The organism is Planctomycetota bacterium (genome assembly GCA_035574235.1).
Classification (GTDB): domain Bacteria; phylum Planctomycetota; class MHYJ01; order MHYJ01; family JACPRB01; genus DATLZA01.
This window is the reverse complement of record DATLZA010000123.1, coordinates 1-19,907: the sequence shown is the minus strand read 5'-3', so window position 1 is coordinate 19,907 and position 19,907 is coordinate 1. Positions and strand designations below refer to the sequence as shown.

At 67.9% G+C, this 19,907-nt stretch carries 21 protein-coding genes; 16 read left to right on the top strand and 5 right to left on the bottom strand.

From position 1 onward, the window contains the following. The first annotated feature begins 247 nt into the window (after window positions 1–247). The 4 genes from VNO22_11320 (at window position 248) to VNO22_11305 (ending at window position 4,092) form a co-directional block, all read left to right on the top strand. Entirely contained in the window at window positions 248–754 is a 507-nt protein-coding gene (locus VNO22_11320; GenBank protein HXG61959.1) for a roadblock/LC7 domain-containing protein, read from the top strand. A 128-nt stretch (window positions 755–882) separates the two neighbouring features. Next, the gene (locus tag VNO22_11315) at window positions 883–1,110 is read left to right on the top strand and encodes a hypothetical protein (protein HXG61958.1); all 228 of its coding nucleotides are present in this window, start codon (window positions 883–885) and stop codon (window positions 1,108–1,110) included. 4 nt (window positions 1,111–1,114) lie between these two features. Continuing rightward, window positions 1,115–2,524, top strand: a complete 1,410-nt coding sequence (locus tag VNO22_11310; protein HXG61957.1) for an SAM-dependent methyltransferase — start codon at window positions 1,115–1,117, stop codon at window positions 2,522–2,524. Further along, complete coding sequence (locus VNO22_11305) at window positions 2,521–4,092, top strand: sulfatase-like hydrolase/transferase (protein ID HXG61956.1); 1,572 nt, start codon at window positions 2,521–2,523, stop codon at window positions 4,090–4,092. The genes VNO22_11310 and VNO22_11305 overlap by 4 nt, the downstream gene beginning before the upstream one ends. An 8-nt stretch (window positions 4,093–4,100) precedes the next feature. Here VNO22_11305 and VNO22_11300 read toward each other — a convergent pair whose 3' ends face one another. After that, window positions 4,101–4,415, bottom strand: a complete 315-nt coding sequence (locus VNO22_11300; protein HXG61955.1) for a hypothetical protein — start codon at window positions 4,413–4,415, stop codon at window positions 4,101–4,103. Continuing rightward, the gene (locus VNO22_11295; GenBank protein HXG61954.1) at window positions 4,415–4,609 is read right to left on the bottom strand and encodes a hypothetical protein; all 195 of its coding nucleotides are present in this window, start codon (window positions 4,607–4,609) and stop codon (window positions 4,415–4,417) included. Before VNO22_11295 ends, VNO22_11300 begins: the two co-directional genes overlap by 1 nt. A gap of 60 nt (window positions 4,610–4,669) precedes the next feature. Here VNO22_11295 and VNO22_11290 point away from each other — a divergent pair, with 60 nt between their 5' ends. The 4 genes from VNO22_11290 to VNO22_11275 are packed head-to-tail and all read left to right on the top strand — an operon-like array spanning window position 4,670 to window position 9,042. Next, window positions 4,670–5,155 carry a hypothetical protein gene (locus VNO22_11290; GenBank protein HXG61953.1) on the top strand — a complete coding sequence of 162 codons (486 nt, stop codon included), beginning with the start codon at window positions 4,670–4,672 and terminating at the stop codon, window positions 5,153–5,155. Window positions 5,156–5,178: 23 nt separating this feature from the next. Beyond that, complete coding sequence (locus VNO22_11285) at window positions 5,179–6,072, top strand: RING finger protein (GenBank protein HXG61952.1); 894 nt, start codon at window positions 5,179–5,181, stop codon at window positions 6,070–6,072. A 31-nt stretch (window positions 6,073–6,103) separates the two neighbouring features. After that, window positions 6,104–7,549 carry a glycosyltransferase family 39 protein gene (locus VNO22_11280; GenBank protein HXG61951.1) on the top strand — a complete coding sequence of 482 codons (1,446 nt, stop codon included), beginning with the start codon at window positions 6,104–6,106 and terminating at the stop codon, window positions 7,547–7,549. Beyond that, complete coding sequence (locus tag VNO22_11275) at window positions 7,546–9,042, top strand: lipid II flippase MurJ (GenBank protein ID HXG61950.1); 1,497 nt, start codon at window positions 7,546–7,548, stop codon at window positions 9,040–9,042. The genes VNO22_11280 and VNO22_11275 overlap by 4 nt, the downstream gene beginning before the upstream one ends. Here VNO22_11275 and rfbC read toward each other — a convergent pair. Continuing rightward, window positions 9,030–9,596 (bottom strand): dTDP-4-dehydrorhamnose 3,5-epimerase, encoded by a 567-nt coding sequence (rfbC, locus tag VNO22_11270; protein HXG61949.1) that lies wholly within the window; start codon window positions 9,594–9,596, stop codon window positions 9,030–9,032. The genes VNO22_11275 and rfbC overlap by 13 nt on opposite strands. A gap of 152 nt (window positions 9,597–9,748) precedes the next feature. Between rfbC and VNO22_11265 the strand changes: the two genes are divergently transcribed. The 8 genes from VNO22_11265 (at window position 9,749) to VNO22_11230 (ending at window position 18,456) form a co-directional block, all read left to right on the top strand. Continuing rightward, entirely contained in the window at window positions 9,749–11,146 is a 1,398-nt protein-coding gene (locus VNO22_11265) for an O-antigen ligase family protein (protein HXG61948.1), read from the top strand. Further along, the gene (locus VNO22_11260; protein HXG61947.1) at window positions 11,146–11,868 is read left to right on the top strand and encodes a class I SAM-dependent methyltransferase; all 723 of its coding nucleotides are present in this window, start codon (window positions 11,146–11,148) and stop codon (window positions 11,866–11,868) included. The genes VNO22_11265 and VNO22_11260 overlap by 1 nt, the downstream gene beginning before the upstream one ends. A 22-nt stretch (window positions 11,869–11,890) precedes the next feature. Then, window positions 11,891–12,340: a dTDP-4-dehydrorhamnose 3,5-epimerase family protein gene (locus VNO22_11255; GenBank protein HXG61946.1), complete on the top strand. Its 450-nt coding sequence runs from the start codon at window positions 11,891–11,893 to the stop codon at window positions 12,338–12,340. Next, window positions 12,337–13,206: an NAD(P)-dependent oxidoreductase gene (locus VNO22_11250; protein ID HXG61945.1), complete on the top strand. Its 870-nt coding sequence runs from the start codon at window positions 12,337–12,339 to the stop codon at window positions 13,204–13,206. The genes VNO22_11255 and VNO22_11250 overlap by 4 nt, the downstream gene beginning before the upstream one ends. A gap of 228 nt (window positions 13,207–13,434) precedes the next feature. Further along, complete coding sequence (locus VNO22_11245) at window positions 13,435–15,483, top strand: serine protein kinase (GenBank protein HXG61944.1); 2,049 nt, start codon at window positions 13,435–13,437, stop codon at window positions 15,481–15,483. Between the two features lie 17 nt (window positions 15,484–15,500). Further along, complete coding sequence (locus tag VNO22_11240) at window positions 15,501–16,622, top strand: DUF444 family protein (GenBank protein ID HXG61943.1); 1,122 nt, start codon at window positions 15,501–15,503, stop codon at window positions 16,620–16,622. Window positions 16,623–16,624: 2 nt separating this feature from the next. Further along, a complete protein-coding gene (locus VNO22_11235) occupies window positions 16,625–18,157 on the top strand; it encodes a SpoVR family protein (GenBank protein HXG61942.1) in 1,533 nt (510 codons plus the stop codon). A gap of 59 nt (window positions 18,158–18,216) precedes the next feature. Further along, entirely contained in the window at window positions 18,217–18,456 is a 240-nt protein-coding gene (locus tag VNO22_11230; protein HXG61941.1) for a hypothetical protein, read from the top strand. A gap of 48 nt (window positions 18,457–18,504) precedes the next feature. Here the strand turns inward: VNO22_11230 and VNO22_11225 are convergent, their stop codons facing one another. Beyond that, window positions 18,505–18,771, bottom strand: a complete 267-nt coding sequence (locus tag VNO22_11225; protein ID HXG61940.1) for a hypothetical protein — start codon at window positions 18,769–18,771, stop codon at window positions 18,505–18,507. A gap of 82 nt (window positions 18,772–18,853) precedes the next feature. Further along, a complete protein-coding gene (locus tag VNO22_11220) occupies window positions 18,854–19,852 on the bottom strand; it encodes a LysM domain-containing protein (GenBank protein ID HXG61939.1) in 999 nt (332 codons plus the stop codon). Between the last annotated feature and the right edge of the window lie 55 nt (window positions 19,853–19,907).

The following is a 19,907-nucleotide window of genomic DNA, read 5'->3' as shown; positions in this document are numbered from 1 at the left end:
CGACCGCGCCGGCTGCGCCCGCGCCGCGCCCGGCGCCGGAGCCGGTCGCCGCGCGCTCGTCCGGAGGCGGGGGATCCAAGGCCTGGATCTGGATCCTTCTGGTGCTTCTGATTCTCGGAGGGGGAGGATTCGCCGCCTGGCACTTCGGGCTGCTTAAGAACGTCCTGGGCCAGTAGCGCCCTCTTCGATTTTTCGGCCGGATCGCTCAATCATAGGGTAAAGTAGTCCCGGGAGGAACCGAATGGGAATGGGCAAGGCGGACGAATCGCTGAGGTCCACGCGCCTCGTCTTCTACAAGGAAGACATCGAGCGCATTTCCAAGATCCTCACGACGTTCCTGAAGAACGCCAACGCCCGGTGCGTGCTCCTCGTGGACAAGGACGGCCACCTCGTCACGAAGGAGGGCGAGTCCTCGACCTACGACATGGACACCATCTCCGCCCTCGTGGCCGGCTCGTTCGCGGCCACCAAGCAGATGGCCAAGCTCCTCGGCGAGGAGGAGTTCTCCATCATGTTCCACCAGGGCAAGAAGGACAACATCCAGCTCTCCCTCGTGGGAGAACGCACGATCCTGGCCGTCATCTTCGACGACAAGACCACCCTCGGCATGGTCCGCCTCTACGCCAGTCAGGTTTCCTCCAAGCTCGCGGAGCTCTTCAGCGAGATCGCCGAGCGCAAGAGCGAAGGCGAGAAAATCTCCCAGGAGTTCGGCCAGGCCGCCAAGGGCAAGCTGGACGACATCTTCGGAAGCTGAGCGCCCGCCGGGCCGTCCGCTCTCTTCCGGGGCGCGCGCCGTCTTCCCGGGACGAGCCAACGGAGCTGTTGACGGCGAACGAGGCGATCCTAAAATGGTTCGCCAAGGTTGCCTTCGGGAGGGATAGCGTGTCGGTGTTCCTGGCGTACGTCGATCCCGGGACGGGAGCCTTGCTCTTTCAGATCTTCGTGGCGGGCCTCCTGAGCGTTCTGATCTTCTTCCGGAACGCGGGGCGTCGAATCCTGGGCATCCTGACGTGGCCGTTTTCCCGCGCCCTCCGGCGCGGCGGCGAAGCGGACGTCCCGGCGGGAGCGCCCGCGGGGGAACGGTCGGAGTCCTCCACGAACGCCCCATGAGTTCATGAATTCGGTCGTTTCCCCCTCCGCCGTTCCCGTCGCTTCCTCGTTCCGCGATCCGTGCGGGTTCGTCTACCGGCGCGACGGAATCCTCTATCGCCAGGTTCAGCCCGCCGGCCGGGAGGCCTATGACCGGCTCATGCAGAGCGGCCTCTACGAGGAACTGACCGCAGCCGGGTTGCTCGTTCCCCACCAGGAGATGCCCCTGTCGCAGGCGGCGACGGACGGCGCCTACAAGATCCTCCGCCCCCGGGAAGTGCCTTTCGTTTCGTATCCGTACGAGTGGTGCTTCGGGGAGCTTCAGGATGCCGCGCGGGCGACGCTGGAGATCCAGAAGCGGGCCCTGGCGAAAGGATGCTGGCTCAAGGACGCCAGCGCCTACAACATCCAGTTCGCGGACGGCCGGCCGGTGCTGATCGACACGCTCTCTCTCGAGCCCTACCCCGAAGGGCGTCCTTGGGTGGCCTACCGGCAGTTCTGCCAGCACTTCCTGGCGCCTTTGGCGCTCATGAGCCGGACGGACGTGCGGCTCGGACAGCTCCTGCGGGTGCATCTGGACGGAGTTCCGCTCGACCTGGCCGCGCGGCTCTTGCCGCGCCGGACGTGGCTTTCCCTTTCCCTGGCTCTTCACGTTCATCTTCAGGCGCGGGCGGTGGCCCGCTACGCGCGCCGGGACGTTCCCCGGGAACGCGTCGAGGGGCGCATCAGCCCCCGCGCGCTGGCCGCCCTCGTCGAGAGCCTGCAGTCGGCCGTGGAGGGCCTTCGGTGGCGGGCCGGCGGCACGGAGTGGGCGGATTACTACGAGGCGACGCACAATTATTCGGTGGAGGCGATGGCGGAAAAGGAGCGTCTCGTCGCCGAGATGACGGAATCGCTCCACCCGGCGGTCGTCTGGGACCTGGGCGCCAATACCGGCCGCTTCAGCCGCATCGCCGCCGCGCGCGGAGCTCTGACCGTCGCCTGGGACGTCGATCCGTCGTGCGTCGAGGAGACTTATGCCGAGGTCCGGCGCTCCGGGATCCGCAACCTTCTGCCTCTCTGGGTCGACCTGACCAACCCGAGTCCGGCGCTCGGGTGGGCGAACGGGGAACGGCTTTCGTTCGCGGATCGCGCGGGAGCGGTGGATCTCATTCTGGCGCTCGGCCTGGTGCATCATCTGGCGATCGGCAACAATGTGCCTCTGGCCCGCGTCGGAGACTTCCTGGCCGATCTCGGGCGGGCGGCCATCGTGGAGTTCGTGCCCAAGGAAGACAGTCAGGTGAAGCGGATGCTCGCGACGAGGGACGACGTTTTTCCGGACTACCACCGGGACGGGTTCGAGCGCGCCGTCGCCCGGCGTTTCGCGATCGAGCGGAGGGTTCCGATTCAGGGGACCTGTCGAACGCTCTACCTCTTGAAACGGACGCGCTCATGACGAAACGCCTGCTGCCGGCGATTCCGCTGCTCGTGGGGCTCTACGCCCCTCTTTATCTCTGGGTCCGCAACGTGGACGACGCCTCCGCCGGGGTGGCGCTCGGAGTGATCGGCGCGTCCGTGGCGCTGGCGGCCGCGGTCCTGGGGGCGGCGCTGGCGGCGTTTCGGAACGTGCCGCGGGCCACGGCGGCCGCCACGCTCGTCCTGATCCTCTTCTTCCTGTACGGCCACGCGTGCGGCTGGGCGTGGCGGAAGGGGTTCTCGACGAGCTTGAAAACCATTTACCTCGTCGTGGGCGCGGTCTGGCTGGCGATCGGCGGGACGGGGATCCTCGTTCTGGCGCGCTCGCGGAGGGATTGGACGCGGGCTCTGGGGGCCACGGGCATGACGGTGGGCCTGCTGTGCGCCTTTGCGGCGGTTCAGCTGACGTTCCGGCTGGCGCGACGGGAAGACGCGCAGGCGACGCGGGCGGTGGAGGAGGCGCGGGCTTTCGCGGCGCGGCCCATCGGGATCTCCAGGCCGCCCGAAAGGGAGGAGCGCCCGGATATCTACTACATCATCGCGGACGGATACGCCCGGGCGGACGTGCTTCGGACCCACTACGGGTACGACAACGCTCCTTTTCTCGACGCTCTGCGGGAGCGCGGCTTTTTCGTGGCGGATCGGAGCTGCGCGAACTATCCCTCCTGGACGTACCTGTCGATCGCCTCCTCGCTCAGCATGGACTACCTGGACAAATCGTGGGTGGTGCGCGCCGAGGAGCGGGAGGACCGGCGTCCGTTCATCGCTCTGGTTCGGGGAAACCGGGTGAGCCGGTTTCTCAAGGGCCGGGGCTACACGTACGCCACGACGCTCACCCACCATTTCGTCACGGAAGAATCGGAGACCGCCGACGTCGGCTTCCGCTTCCGGTCGCGGATCCTTCAGAGCGAATTCGCGCAGGAAATGATCCGCACGAGCCTGGCGCGGCTGTGGGAACCCCACGCGGCGGAGGAGCACCGGTTCGCCCTGGAATCGGTCCGGCGGGGGCCGTCGCTCCGGAAGCCGCTGTTCTTCTTCGCCCATTTTCTCATGCCCCATCCCCCGTTCGTCTTCGATCGACACGGAAACGTCCGCCGGGACGTGCCCATCACCCTGAGGGAGAAGGAGCAGGGGCCGGACGGGTACCTCGGGCAAATGGAGTTTCTCAACGGCCGGCTTCTGGAGCTGGTGGACCATCTTCTCCGGTCGAGCGCTTCGCCTCCGATCATCGTCCTGCAGGGGGACCATGGATGGGTGCGCCCGGGCATGCGGCTTCCCGAGGGGCTTCCGGGGCTACTGGCCCGCGTCGAGCAGCGGGGGCCGATCCTCAACGCCCTTCGGGTCCCCGACGGGGTGAAGCGGCGGCTGTCGCCGGACCTTACGCCGGTCAACACGTTCCGGATCCTGCTGGGGGAGCTGTTCGGCGCGGATCTTCCGGAGCTGGAGAATCGGGTCTACGTGTACGACCCGGACGCTCCTTCCAAGATTCGGGAGGTGAGCCGGCATCTCGCGGAAGTGTGGGGAACGCCGGAGACGCGCGGAAGGTAGCGGGCGGATCAGGATCTGGAGGAGCCGGACAGAAGGACCGCCAGTCCCGCCAGGACGGCGGCTGCGCCCACCCCCAGGTGAGCCGCCCAGGGGGCGACGCCCGCGGCCTTCATCCCTTCGAGCCCCGCGACCAGGAGGAAGATCGCCCCGGCTCCCAGAAGCGCCGCCGCGACCAGCGCGCGGACCAGCCCGGCGAAGGCCCGCCGCGCCGCGTCCTCGAGCGGCCGGCGCAGGAGGCCGGAGACCTGTTCGCGGAAGAACGCGCCGGTGCGGCAGGCCAGGTCCTCCAGAAAGGACCGCTCGGAGGGAGGAGGACCGGGCATCAGCGCCTCCGGAAGAGCGTCCCGGCCAGAAGGCCCGCCAGGAAGGCGGCCGCCAGGCCCGCGGCGGGCTTCTCGCGGGTGTAGTCCTCGGCCTCCTTCAGGAGACGCCGCGCCAGCTCCCGCCATTCCGAGAGGAGTTCCGCAAAGACGTCGCGGGCGGGGCGCGGGCCGGAATTCTCGCGGTCGGGTTGCATGGAGTAAGTTACTATAGGGGTGGCGTCGAAAGCGTGTCAACCGTTATCCTGGATGAAGCGATGAGGAAGCCTCGATCCAAGCCCGAACGTCCGCTGCCGCCCGGGGTCCTTCGCTGCCAGTGCCCGTGCGGCGCCGCGCTGCGCGTGCCCGCGGCGCGCGTGGACGGACACGGCGTGTGCCCCCGGTGCGCCCGGCGGCTCCTTCTGGCCGGCAAGAAGGGGCCCGGCGGCCGTCTGGAAATCCGCCCGATGGTCATGGAGGACGCGGACCCGCACAGCGGCGGCACCTTCATGATGGACGAGTTCCGGATCGAGGACCATTTCAAGGAAATCGCCGAGCCCCCGGTCAAGATCTCGTTCGGATGTCCCTGCGGACGGCGCCTGGCCGCCGCGCCGCGCATGGTGGACAAGCGCGGGAAGTGCCCCCACTGCGGGGCCCGGCTGCTGCTCGTGGGCAAGACCCACCCGCGGACGGGCAAGCTCGAGATCCATCCCCTCGTCCTCGACGATGCGGGGACCGGAGACACGATGATGATCGAGGCCTGAGCCGGGCGCGGAGGGCCGCGCGGATGGAACTGGTCTTCGTGGCGACCGTCCTGCTGGCGGCGTACGGGGCCGCGTGGTTCTGGAAAGCCGCCTTCGGCCTCCTCGGGGGGGCCGACGAGGCCGAGGCGGGGGCGTCCCGCGGGCGGGCCGCGCGCCGCGCGCTCGGCGTGCAGGATCTCGGGCGTCTTCGCGAAGCGTTCCGCGCCTTCGCCGAACGCCGAGGGGGGGACCTCGCGGACCGGCCTCTGTTCGAGGCTCCGCGGGTCGCCTTCGTCCACGGCGCGGCACGGGCGATCCTTTCCCTGTACGAAGCGTCCGGAGACGGGGCCCACACCCAGATCGCCTTCACGGTGCCCCAGGGCTGGGAACGGCGCCTGGAGATCTTTCCGCGAGGTTCCCGGCCGGACGGTCCGGACGCAGGCCGCGAAGAGGACGTTCGCGTGGAGGACTCTGCGTTTCACGCGCGCTGGATCGTCCGCGCCGACGACGCCGCCTTCGCGCGGGAATTTCTGGACGGCCGGGTCCGTCAGACGCTGGAGGCGCTCCGCGGCCTGGGGCCGCCCGGACCCGCGCTCGTGTCGCTCACTCCGGCGCGGCTCCTGGTGCGCAAGGCGGGGGCGCTCGAGGCGGCGGCGGGCCTGGACGCCTTCGCCGATCTCGCGGGCGTCGTCTACGACCGCGTTTTCTTCTTCTGGCAGCGGCTCAGCGGGATCGAGATCCTGGAGGATCCGGGGCCGCCGGCGGAGCCCCTCTGCCGCGTCTGCGGCGCCGCGGTCGCGCCGGAGGCGCGCGTGGCCTGCCGGCGCTGCAAGACGCCCCATCATCGGGACTGCTGGGAGTTCAACGGACAGTGCTCGACGTACGCCTGCGGCGAGCGGCGATGCGTTCCGGGAGACGGGAGCCGCGAAAGGTTTTGATTCGGCTTCGCGGGGCTATAAACTGGGCCCCATGTCCGAGCCCCGCGCGGCGGCGCTTCTTGTCGCCGGCGCTTTCCTGGCCCGGCTGGTCGCCTATCTCGGGACCGGAATCTTCGGGACCGACAGCGCCCAGTTTCTCCTCATGGCGCAGTGGATGGGGGAGGGGCGGTTCCAGGAAGCCCTGGCGATCACCTACCATCCCCTCTATCCGCTCCTTGTGGCGGCCGCGGCTCCTCTGGCGGGCGGCGTGGAGCCGGCCGGCTTCTGGGTCTCCATGGTCCTGGGATCCGCCGCCGCGGCGCCGCTTTACTTCCTCGTCTCCTCGACGTTCGGCCGCCCGGCGGCGTTCCTGACGGGACTTTTCTATTGCTTCCAGCCCCATACGGTCGAACTGCACGCGGACGTGATGACCGAGGGGACCTTCACGTTCTTTCTCCTGGGGGCGGCCTGGCTGTGCCGCAAGGGCCTCGAGGACCCGTCCGTCGAGCGCTCGATTCTCGCGGGGCTTTCCGCGTCGGCCGCATACCTGACCCGTCCGGAAGGGATTCTCGCCGTCGCGTTCGTGACGCTGTGGCCCGTGGCGGAATGGGTGCGGGCGCGCGACCGGGCGGTCGCGCGGCTGGGCGGGGCGGCGCTCGCTCTCGCGGCGGCCGCGCTCCTGGCGTTTCCCTTCCTCCTCTGGGTCCGGCACGAGACGGGGGCGTGGGCGCTTTCGGCCAAAGGTTCGGTTCGGAACGCGGGGCTGGCGCCCGTTCCGGCCGGTGAGGCGGGGGGCGTTCCGGAGGAACCCGTGGGCTCGGTGGCGGCCCGTTATGGGCGGTTCGCGGAATCCGTCCTTCGGGTGACCTCGGGGGTGACGGTCCCGTTTCTCCTCCTGGGTCTGGCGCAGCTCCGCGGGCGGGGCCTGTGGGGTCCGCTTTTTTACTTCAGCCTTCCGGCGGCGTACCTGGGAGGGCTTCTCTGGTCGCTGCGGAGCCACCCGTACTGGAGCTACCGGTACGTCGTGCCGAGCATGAATCTTCTTTTCGTTCTGGCCGCGTTGGGGATTCTGGGAGTCGTGCGGTACGCCGAGCGGCGCCGGCCGCAGGTGCGATGGGCGCCCTGGGCGGGGGTGCTTGTGATCCTTGTCGCCGTGGCTCCGTACGTGCGCCACCTGAGGGCCCATCGAATGGAGGAGGCGGCCCTGCGGGAGGCGGGCGCGTGGCTGCGGAAACGGGGGGCGACCCGCGTCATGAGCACGACCGACAAGGTCGGCTTCTTCGTCGGGCGAAAGGTTCTGACCTATCCTCGGGACCCGGCGGCGTTGCGCTCCGGAGGGGCGCCGGAGTACTACGTCTATCTCGACAAGGATTTGGCGTCCGGAAAGCTGCCCTATCTTTCCCGCCTTGAGGAAGAGGCGGGGGCGGGACCGCCGGTGGTTTTCCCCGATCCGCCGCGGCCCGGCCTGTGGAAGGTCTACGTGCGGCCGGCGCGATGAGCCTTCGCCTTTCGGCGGCGGGAGTGGTCCTGGCCCGGACGCTCGGGATCGGCGCGGCGGTCGCCTGGACGATCGTGACGGCCCAGCGGCTGGGAAGCGACCGCGCGACGGACGTCGCTTTCGCCGCGCTCGTGGTGCCCGGCGCGCTGATGGCGGCCATATCGATTTACTTTCCTCCGGTTTTTCTTTCGATCTTCAAGAACCTGGAGGTTCGGCAGGGGGAAACTGAGGCGTGGCGTTTCGCGGGGGCGGCGGTTCGGGGGGCGGCGCTGGCGGGCGGGGCGGCGACGTTGCTCGGGATGGCGGTCAGTCCGTGGCTTGCATCGGTCATCGGGGAAGGCTTCCCGCCGGACGACGTGCGCCGGATGTCGGGCTTCATGCAGGGGGCGTTTCTCATCGTGTTCTTCGCCTCGGTGGCGGCGGTGCTCAAGGGGATCGTGCAGGCGCGGGGATCGCTCGTCGTCCCGTCGCTGGATTCCTTCGTGACCAACGCGACGGCGTCGGCGGTGCTTCTGGCGGGGCCGCCGGAAAAGGGAGCGTTCCTGCTCGTGGGCGGGATGGTGGCCGGCCACGGAGCGAAGATTCTGCTTCTGGCGCCCGGCTATTTCCGGAGGCGGCGTCGCGGGTCGGGGGCGTGGCTTCATCCGGGGCTGAAGGAGGCGGTGGGCATGCTGGGGCCCGTGCTTCTGGGAGGGCTCCTGGCGGCGGCTCATGCGGCGGTTCTGAGGTCGTTCGCCTCGAGGATCGGGGCGGAGGGGGCGGTATCGTATCTGACGTACGCGGAGCGGATCGTGGCCGCGCCGATTGACGTTTTCGCTCTTTCGCTGGGAACGGTTCTTCTTCCCGGGCTGGCGGCGGGCGCCGCGGCGGGGGATCGGGACGGAATGCGCCGCACGGTGGCGAAGGGGTTGCGGCTCTCGGTGCTCCTGGGTCTGCCGGCGGCGGTGGGGCTGGCCCTCGTGGCGGAGCCGCTGGTGGCGTTGCTTCTGGAGCGGGGTCGCTTCGGCGGCGGCGACACGGCGGAGACGGCGCGGGCGCTGCGAGGGTACGCGCCGGTGCTTCTCTTTGCGGGCTATACGGTGCTGCATCAGGCGTTCTACGCGCTGCGCCGCACGGGACCGATTCTCGCGTCCGGCATGGTGGGCGTCGGGGTCACGATCGGGGTCGCGGCGGCTCTTTCGGGCCCCCTGGGGGTGGCGGGGCTGACGCTGGCTGTTTCGGCCGGGACGGCGGCGTCGGAGGCGGTGCTTGTGGGACTCCTCGCCCGGGCGATCGGCCGGCCCGATCTCGGAGGCGTTTTCGGGTGCGCCTTGCGCGCGTCGCTGGCGGCGGGGGGGATGGCGTTCGTCGTATGGAGCTGGACGCCGCACGTGCTGCTGCGCGTCGTCGCGGGCGGGGCGGTTTTCGCAGCCCTGGCGGGCGTTTTTTGCCGGGAGGAGCTGGGGTGGCTGCTTCCGCGGCGGAGGCGCGCGGAGGGCGATCAGCCGGAATAGGAAGGCAAATCTTCGGGGCGCACGCCGGCCAGCGCGGGGAAGGCGGCGTCGCGGGCGGAAAGCGAAGGCGGGGCGTCCGGCGGGATCGGCCAGGCGATCGCGATCTTCGGATCGTTCCAGGCGATGCCGCGCTCCTCCTCGGGGGCGTAGAAATCCGAGCACTTGTAGAGGACCACGGCGGTCGGGCTCAGGACGTAGAAGCCGTGGGCGAATCCTTCGGGGATGAAGACCTGCCGGCGGTTGTCTTCCGAGAGGACGGTTCCGGTCCATCGGCCGAAGGTGGGGCTTCCGCGGCGCACGTCCACGGCCACGTCGAAGACTTCGCCCCGCACGGCGCGGACGAGTTTGGCCTGAGGGCGGCCGAGCTGATAGTGGAGCCCGCGCAGGACGCCGCGCCGGCTGAAGGATTCGTTGTCCTGGACGAAGCGGCGCTCCAGCCCGAGCGCGGCGAGCGTGCGGGCGTTGAAGGCTTCGAAGAAGTGGCCCCGGGAGTCCTCGAAGATCCGGGGTTCGAGGATCCACACGCCGGGCAGATCCGTGGCGAGGCGTTTCACAGGGCCGGCATTCTACCGCGAAGGGGGAAACGCGGCGAGGAGAAGCATGCCTTGCGTTATTGCGGTTTCCGTTACGGAAATCCCGGCTGGCACGTAACGAATATTCGTCCTGCGGCTCTATCTTCCCGCCCCCGGAGAGGGGAGGGGAGATCATGGGTCGCGTCCGCTCGGCGCACGAGCCGTTTCCTTCGGACCGTGTGGAGGTTCGGGGAGTTTATGATCGTGCTGCGGCGGGCTTTGCGGCGCTGGGTTTTCTCTCGCTGATCACCAATAGACTGCCGGTCTTGACCGTCGCGGCTTGGGGAGCGGCCGCGGTCACGGCCGGGATCGCGCGTGTGCGCCGGGCGCCGCCGCGGCCGAGGCTGGAGGTCGGGGTCGGACTCGTCTGGGCGTACTGGATCGCGAGCTACGCGCTCACCGGCGAGTCCTGGTCCCACTTCTTTTCGTACGAGTTCCATCGGCGGGACGGCCAGATTTTTTTCAGCCTGCTGCCGCTTCTCGTGCTGTCCTGGGTTCGGATCGACGCGCGACAGGCGAGCCGGGTGTTCGCAGCCTTCTGCGCCGCACAGGGGCTCATCGTCGCGGCGGCTTTGCCGGTCTTCCTGCGGGACGGGGGGCGCGACTTGTACGGAGTACTTTTCGTGGACAGCAATACGCCGGAGCATCTGCCGTTCTTCGTGGGGCTCTACCGGGCTCACAACGCCGCCGGGAGCGTGCTGGCGCTCTGCACCCTGGCGGCGGTCGCCCTGGCGCTCTTTGCGCCGACGCCCCGGGCCTGGTGGGGATGGGCGCTCCTGGCGGTTCCGCTGCAGATGGGCGTCCTGCTGTCCAAGTCCAGGGGATCGATTCTGGCGCTGGGGGTGGGTTTGGCGTGTCTGGTCGGAGCGGCGATTCGGAGGCGGCGGCTGACGGGCAAGGCGGTGGCGCTGGCGGTTCTCGTGCTTCTCGTGGATGCGGCGCTCCTGGGCCCCATGCTGGTGCGACGGTTTGCCGAGTTCGCGATCCCCGGAGACACGCACACGCTGAGGCTGCAGCAATGGAAGAGGGCCGCGGCCGAGTGGAAGGCGAGTCCTTTCGTGGGACAGGGGATGGGGCGGTTCAACGACGAAGAGCGTGAAGGGTCCGGCCGGAAGCCTTTTTACTGGGTGGTGACCCGAGCGCGCGTCGTTCACAGCGACGCGCACGCGCACAACTCGTACGCGCATTTTCTCTCTGAAGGGGGGATCGCCGGATGCGCCCTGACGGTCGGATTCTGGGTGTGGGTAGCTTGGAAGCTCGGGCCCATGGGGGGAGCCGCGCCGAAGGCGGCGACGGCCGCTGTCGCGTTCCTCTTGACGATTTCTTTTACCGAACATTACATGGGCGGCGGCGCGATGCTCCTGGTCCTTTCTTCGCTCGTAGGAGCCGCATGGAGTCTGCGTTCAAGCCCCTGGACCTCCGGTGCCCCCTGGGGTGCGCCGGGACGCTTCGGAGGATCCTGGTCGGACGCGACCGCCTGCACGGTACCCCGGGGCGGTTCCCGGTTTGGAGATGCCCGTCCTGCGGGGTGATGGTTACCCGTCCCGTCCCGCCCAATCTGGGCGACGCCTATCCTGCGGACTACCGGCCCTACGGAAATCCCGACGGCCTCGTGCATCGCTTCAAGGCCGGTCGGCTGCGCGCCTGCATCCAGCGGGCGATGGGTTCGAAAGGACCTTTCCGCCTTCTGGACGTCGGCTGCGGCGGGGGCGCCTTGCTTTATCCCCTGCGCCGGGAGGGATGGGAACTTTGCGGGCTGGAACCCGATCGGGCCTGTGTGGAGCGCCTCCGGGCGGCGCTGGGGGTCGACGTGCGTCAGGGCGTCCTTCAGGACCGGCTTTTCGATCCTCCCTTCGACGTGGTCACGATGATCCACGTTCTCGAGCACGTGCCGGATCCGGCGTCCGACGTGGCGGAAGTCCGGCGCCTCCTGCGTCCGGGCGGGGCCTTCATCGTCGAAGTTCCGGCCGCGGATTGTTACGGCTTCGCTCTTCTCGGCGAACGGTGGCCGGGCCTGGACCTTCCGCGCCACCTGACGCACTTCACGTCCGCCGCGCTCGGGCGTTTGCTCGAGCGGTCGGGGTTCCGGATCCGGGACGTCCACCGCCGCCCGGCGCCCGGCTTCGAGCTGGCGGCCCTTCACCGGAGCCTAATCGGCCGGCCGCTTTGGGCGGCGGCTCTCTACCCGGCGACGTGGTTCGTCCATCGGATCTTCCGCGGACCCGTCGTCCGGATGATTGCGCGGCGCGTCTAGAGCGCATATACTCGCCCTCCGGATGATCGAGGGCGTCGTGATCGTTCCGCTCCGGCGCATTTCGGACGAGCGCGGAACGGTCTTCCACATGATGCGGCGGGACGATCCTCACTTCCGGGAATTCGGAGAGATCTACTTCTCTTCGATCTATCCCGGCGTGGTGAAGGGCTGGCACCTTCACGAACGCATGACCCTCAACTACGCCTGCATCGTCGGGGAGATCAAGCTCGTTCTCTACGACGAGCGGCCGTCTTCGCCCACGCGGGGGGAGATCCAGGAGGTGTACCTGGGCGAGCGCCGGTACGTCCGGGTAACGGTTCCGCCCGGCGTCTGGAACGGGTTCATGAACGTGGGGACCCGCGAGGCGATCGTGGCCAACTGCGCGACGATTCCCCATGACCCGGCCGAAATCCGGCGCCTCGATCCCCACCGCAACCATATCCCCTACGCCTGGGCGCGCAAGAACGGATGAAAGTGCTCCTGACCGGGGCGACGGGCTTCATCGGCTCCCACGTGGCCCGGGAGCTCCTTCGGCGCGGGCACGAGGTTCATTGCACGATCCGCCCCTCGAGCGACCGGCGGCGGATCCGGGACGTCGAACGGGATCTCCGGATTCACGAGGCGCCCATGGATGCGGTGCCCGTGGAACCGGACGTCGCGATCCATCTGGCCTGGTACGCCGTGCCGGGGAAGTACCTGGACGCGCCCGAAAACCTCGACTGCCTGGAGGCGAGCCGGAAACTCCTGGCCCGCCTGCGCTGCCGGGCCGTTTTCGCGGGGACGTGCTTCGAATTCGACACGCAGTTGGGACGGCTTTCGGAGACGAGTCCCACCCGGCCCACGACCCTTTACGCGCGCACGAAGGACGAACTGCGCCGGGAGGTCGAGCGCCGACCCGATTCCGTCTGGGTGCGTTTCTTTTACCAGTACGGCCCGTGGGAGGACGAGCGCCGCCTGGTGCCGTCGGTGATCCGGAACCTCCTTCAGGGCCGGCCCGCGCGCGTTTCTCCGGGGGAACAGCGGCGGGATTTCCTCCACGTCGAGGACGTGGCGCGGGCGGTCGCCGACGTGGCGGAAAGCCGCCTCTGCGGTCCCGTCAACATCGGCTCCGGGGAGGCGCCGTCCGTGCGTGAGCTCGTCACGACCCTCGGGCGGCTGGCGGGCCGGCCGGAGCTCGTCGAGCTTGGAGCGGTACCCTACTATCCCGGAGAGCCCATGCTGATCGTGGCGGACAATACGAAGCTGCGATCGACGGGATGGGCTCCGCGGTACGGCCTCGAGGAAGGGTTGCGACGCACGATGGAGTGGTGGCGCGAGGCGCTCGAAAGAAGGGCGTGAGGCGTCCCCCGACGCCGTTCCCGAATTTGCCTTTGCCCCCGGCCCGCCGTCGTCGTATAATTCCTTGTGGATGAGAGGGAGAGGCGCGGGAGAGGGGAGAAGCGACACTCCAGCGCTCTTTCGGAACCGGTTCCGACCCGTCCGATCTGAAGGTCCATTTCGAACGAATCCCGGGTCACATTCCAGGCCGGGAAGGGCGATGTCGGTTCATTTTCGAGGTGCGGGCCTATGGTGCAGGATCTGACCAGCCGCCTGTGGTCGGCCATTGACAAGTCGCTCGACAAGAAAACCTACCAGGAACTCCACTGGGAAGGGACGTTCGAGGACTATCTCAAGATCGTCGCGGACAACCCCAAGGTGGCGCGCAACGCCTTCCAGCGCGTCTACGACATGATTCTGTCGTACGGGGTCGAGGAGTACACCGAAAACCGCGAAACGCGCGTGCGGTACCCGTTTTTCCGGGATCCCATGGGCGCCGGCCGCGACGCCATCTTCGGACTCGAAGAGTCGCTTTCCCATCTCGTCAACGCCCTCAAGTCCGCGGCGCACGGCTATGGCACGGAGCGCCGGATCCTGCTTCTTCACGGTCCGGTCGGAAGCTCCAAATCGACGATCGTGCGCCTGATCAAGAAGGGCCTGGAGGCCTACTCCCGCACGCGGGAAGGGGCGCTTTATACCTTCGCCTGGCAGGACGAGCGCGATCCCTCCGTCTGGACCGACTGCCCCATGCACGAGGAGCCGCTGCGGCTGCTGCCGCCCGAGCCCCGCGAGATGGTGCTCCGCGAGATCAACCGCGCCTTCAGCGGAAGCTATCCGATCCGCGTGGACGGGGATCTGTGCCCCTCCTGCCGCCGGACGTTCAACGACTACATGCGCCGCACCCGCGGCGACTGGAAGGAGGTCATCCGCCACGTCCGCGTGCGGCGCCTCATCCTCTCCGAAAAGGACCGCGTCGGCATCGGGACCTTTCAGCCCAAGGACGAAAAAAACCAGGACTCCACCGAACTCACCGGCGACATCAACTACCGCAAGATCGCCGAATACGGATCCGACTCCGATCCCCGCGCCTTCAACTTCGACGGGGAGTTCAACGTCGCCAACCGCGGGGTCATCGAGTTCATCGAAGTGCTCAAGCTCGACGTCGCCTTCCTCTACGATCTCCTGGGCGCCTCGCAGGAGCACGCCATCAAGCCCAAGAAGTTCGCCCAGACGGACATCGACGAGGTCATCATCGGCCACACCAACGAGCCCGAGTACAAGCGGCTTCAGAACAACGAGCTCATGGAGGCCTTCCGGGACCGCACCCTCAAGATCGACATCCCCTACAACCTCCGGCTCGACAACGAGGTGAAGATCTACCAGCGCGACTACAACCCCGAGCGCATCCGCGGCAAGCACATCGCCCCGCACACCCTCGAGATCGCCTCGATGTGGGCGGTCCTCACGCGGCTGGAGGAGCCCAAGAAGGCCAACCTCACCCTCATGCAGAAGCTCAAGCTCTACAACGGCAAGACCCTGCCCGGGTACACCGAGGACAACATCAAGGAGCTGCGCGAGGAGGCCCGGCGGGAAGGCATGGAGGGGATCTCGCCGCGCTACATCCAGGACAAGATCTCCAACGCCCTCGTCAAGGTCGAGGACGGCGGGTGCGTGAACCCCTTCATGGTCCTGAACGAGCTGGAGGAGGGGCTGCACCACCACTCCCTCATCGCCAGCGAGGATCAGAAGAAGCGCTTCAAGGAGCTCCTGGCCGACGTCAAGAGCGAGTACGAGGACATCGTCAAGAACGAAGTCCAGCGCGCCATCTGCGCCGACGAGGAGGCCATCAACCGGCTTTTCATGAACTACATCGACAACGTCAAGGCCTACACCCAGCGGCAGAAGGTCAAGAACAAGTACACCGGCCAGGACGAAGAGCCGGACGAGCGGCTCATGCGCTCGATCGAGGAGAAGATCGACATTCCCGAGAGCCGCAAGGACGACTTCCGCCGCGAGATCATGAACTACATCGGCGCCCTCGCCGTGGAGGGCAAGAAGTTCCACTACCGGTCCAACGAGCGGCTCCAGAAGGCGCTGGAGCTGAAGCTCTTCGAGGACCAGAAGGACACGATCAAGCTCACGAGCCTCGTGTCGGGCGTCGTGGACAAGGATACGCAGGAGAAGATCGACATCGTCAAGAGCCGCCTGGTCAAGGGCTACGGGTACTGCGAGACGTGCGCCTCCGACGTGCTCTCCTTCGTGGCGAGCATCTTCGCGCGCGGGTCGTCCAAGGAGTAGTCGAGGACCCCGTTCCCATGGATCGCATTACGACGTACGTCAAGAAGATCGAGAAGGATCACGCCCGCTTCCGGGACATCATCCGGGGCCAGATCCGCAAGGACCTGCGCCGGCACATCACGTCCGGCGAGATGGTGGGCCGGCAGGGCAAGTACATCGTCTCGATTCCCCTCCCGCAGCTTCGGATTCCCACGTTCCGCTACGGGGCGGGCGACCGTTCCGGGGTGGGGCAGGGCGAGGGGGACGTGGGGACCCCCGTGGCCGCCGGGGATCCGGCCGCGGGAGGGGGCGCCGGCGACGCCCCCGGGGAGCACCTTCTCGAGGTGGACCTCACGATCGAGGAACTGGCCCAGATCCTGGGGGAGGAGCTGGCGCTGCCGCGCATCAAGCCCCGGGACCGCAGCGCGCTCCTCGTCGAGCACAGCAAGTACACCGGCATCGCCCGCGCCGGGCCCGAGAGCCTGCGTCACTTCAAGCGCACCTACAAGGAGGCCCTCAAGCGCGCCGTCGCTATGGGGGTCTACGATCCGGAACGCCCCCTCGTCGTCCCCATCCGCGAGGACAAGCGCTACCGCTCCTGGAAGAACCGGGAAGTCCCCCAGAACAACGCCGTCATCATCTACATGATGGACGTCTCCGGCTCCATGGGGGACGAGCAAAAGGAGATCGTCCGGATCGAGGCGTTCTGGATCGACACGTGGCTGCGCTCGCAGTACAAGAAGCTCGAGACCCGCTACGTCGTTCACGACGCCGCCGCCAAGGAAGTGGACCGCGAAACCTTCTACCACATCAAGGAATCCGGCGGCACCAAGATCTCCAGCGCCTATCAGCTCTGCGCCGAGATCATCCGCAAGGACTACGACGGCGGGGACTGGAACGTGTACCCCTTCCATTTCTCCGACGGCGACAACTGGGGCAGCGAGGACACGCGCAAGTGCATGGACCTCCTCGAGCGCGAGCTCTTCCCCCGCGTCAACGTCTTCTGCTACGGCCAGGTCAAGAGCGCCTACGGCAGCGGGCAGTTCAAGAAGGACCTCGACGAGCGCTTCCGCGGCGACGAGCGCCTCATCACGAGCGAAGTGCGCGAAAAGGACGGGATCGTCGATTCGATCCGCGATTTCCTCGGGAAGGGGAAGTGACCATGGCCGCCGCCGCGCCGCGCCGCCCCCGCCGTCCCGCCGCCCAGGCCGACGAACTCCGCCGCCTCCAGGACGAAATCCTCCGGCACGCGCTGGACTACGGGCTGAAGCCCTTCCGCACGGTTTTCGAGCTCGTGGACTTCGACGAGATGAACGAGATCGCCAGCTACGGCGGGTTCCCCACCCGCTATCCGCACTGGCGCTTCGGCATGGAGTACGAGGAGCTGCGCAAGGGCTATACCTACGGGCTCCAGAAGATCTACGAACTCGTCATCAACAACGATCCGTGCTACGCCTACCTCATGCGGTCGAACTCGCTCGTGGACCAGAAGATGGTGATCGCCCACGTCTACGGCCACAGCGACTTCTTCCGCAACAACATGTGGTTCTCCCAGACGAACCGCCGCATGATCGACGAGATCGCCAACCACGGCACCCGCGTGCGGCGGTACGTCGAGAAATACGGCCAGGAGGTCGTGGAGTCTTTCCTCGACGCGGCTCTCTCGCTGGAGAACCTGATCGACTATCATTCGGTGTACTCCCCGTCCCGGAAGCGCGCCCGGTACGACTTTTCCGAGGAGCCCGGGTCCGCCGAAGTTCCCCGCCTGCGCGCCCCCAAGGGATACCTGGACCGGTACATCAACCCGCCCGAGTTCCTCGAAGCCCAGCGCCGCAAGATCGAGGAACAGCTCCGAAGGCGCAAGCGCTTTCCCGAGGAGCCCACGAAGGACGTCCTGGAATTCCTGATCGAGTTCGCGCCCCTGGACAACTGGCAGCGCGACATCCTCTCCATCGTCCGGGAGGAGGCCTACTACTTCGCCCCCCAGGCCCTCACCAAGATCATGAACGAGGGGTGGGCCACGTACTGGCACGCCAAGATCATGACCGAAAAGGCGCTCCGGGACGGCGAAGTCGTCGATTTCGCCGATCATCATTCGGCCACGCTCGGCGTGCGCCCGGGGGCGATCAATCCCTACAAGCTGGGCGTGGAGCTCTGGCGCTCGATCGAGGAGCGGTGGAACAAGGGCCGCTTCGGGCGCGAGTACGAAGAGTGCGACGACCTGGCCCGCAAGCGCGCGTGGGACACGGGTCTCGGGCGGGGCCGCGAGAAGATCTTCGAGGTCCGCCGCATTTACAACGACATCACCTTCATCGACGACTTCCTCACCAAGGAGTTTTGCGAGGAACAGAAGCTCTTCGTCTACCGGTACAACAGCCAGACCAACCGGTATGAGATCGCCGACCGCGATTTCGAGGCCGTCAAGCGCAGCCTGCTCTTCCGGCTGACCAACATGGGCCATCCCTCCGTCGCGATCGTGGACGGCAACTTCCGCAACCGGGCGGAGCTTCTGCTGCGCCACCGTCACGAGGGCGTGGACCTCGATCTGCGCGAGGCGCGCGACACGCTCCAGAACCTTCACCGGATCTGGCAGCGCCCCGTCAACCTCGAGACCGTCGTGGACGACCAGCCCAAGCTTCTCGTCTTCGACGGCGAAAAGCACCGGGAGGAGGACCTGCCCGCCTCGGGAGCGTAGGGGCCGCCGCCCGGCCGGATTTGACGCCCCGCCGCCGGGGTGCTACGATTCGGATAGCGATGGAAGACAACCGGGCGAAGCTGGCCTCCCTGGAGCGCGAGAAGGAGGCGATGATCCGCCAGTACCTGTCCCTCCAGGACGAAGCCGACGCGGTCAACGAGAAGATCTACCGGGTCTGTTGCAGCGTGGAGGCCCTGAACCTGCAGATCCTCCTCCTCAAGGAGGAGATCCGGAAAGCCGAGTTGAAGGCCGCCCGCCCCGCCGCGCAGCCCCCCGTGAACGGCAAGCCCCATCCCTGATCCGGCCCCCCCTCCACCGGAAACGGGCGCGCTTTCTCTTTTCTCCCGTCACGGTCCCGCGGCGGACAGCGTCCGCGCGAGGGCGACGCCCGTGACGCCAAGGGCCAGGATTCCCAGGAGAAGCCCCGCCCACGCGCGCTCGCGGCCCGCCAGGTCCGGTTCCCGCCGGACGGCCGCCTGCGCGGACAGGGCCATCACGATCGCCAGAACGCCCAGCGCGAAGCCCAGAAAAATCGTCAACGGACCCAGGACGAGGCCCAGGACCCCGGCCAGGACCGAAGCGGTCGCGCCCGGGGCGCGGGAAGGGGAGGTCATCGGGCGCATTCTACCCGGACGGCGGCGGAAACAAAAACCGGGAGGGCCTCGCGCGAAAACCCTCCCGGCACGGCGCGTATGCCTATTCGGGAATAACGAGCGACCAGCCGACCCTCAGGAGGGACTTCTCGTCCTTGAGCTTGTCGGGGTTGGCCTTGAGGATCGCTTCGATCATTTCGAGGACGCCGCGATCCCCGGCGTACTTTTCGGCGATCTTCCAGAGGGAATCGTTGGGCTGGACCTGGTGGACGCGGGCGCCGGCGGGGGCCGCCGCCGTGGGCACCGCTCCGCCGCCCGTGGCGGGGCCCGCCTTGACCGGGAGATCGGGAACGGTGAGCTTGGTGCCGACGACCATGACGCCGGGGTCGGAGATTTTGTCCCGGTTGGCCTCGTAGAGTTTTTCCCAGTGGCGGCTCGTATTGTAGAGCTTGAGCGAGATGCCGGAGAGGGTGTCCCCGGGCTGGACGACGTAGGTGCGGGGTCCGGCGGCCGCCGGAGCGGCTTGGGCCGGGGAAGCCGCCGGCTCGGGGGTCCGGGCGGCGGCGGGGGAAGGCTCGGCGACTTTGGGCGTCTCGGCGCGCGCGGCGTCTTCGGGTTTCGGAGGCACGACGATCTTGCGGCCCACGCGCAGGGCGGTGGGCTTCACGGAAGGATTGGCCTTGACGAGAAGCGAGGCGTAGGCCCGGCTTCCGTATTTGCGCTCGGCGATCGATTCGAAGGTGTCGCCTTCCTGGATGACGTATTCCTCCTCCGCGACCGGGCGGATCTCCTTGCCGGGAGGCGGCTCGTCGCCCTTCTTGGGTCCGGCGGGGGCGGGGGTCGGAGCGGCGGGGGAGGGACCGCCCGGGCCGCCGAACTGCCGGCGGGACTGATCGATGAGGGTGCGGACCTCCTCTTCGCGCAGGCGCTGGGCGGCCGCGTCCGGCGTGACCGGCGGCGCGGTCAGGAGGGTCGCCTCCTCCGACGAAGCGCCGCCCTTGGCCGCCTCGGAAGGCGGAGCGGTTTTCTGATCGAGAACGATGAGCGCCGCGAGCGCGGCGACGATGACGGCCGCGATCCCGACCTTGACCTTGGTGTTCATCCCTCTCTCCTCCGGACGGGGACCCCGACCGGCGGGATCGTGTCCCCCCTCTCTC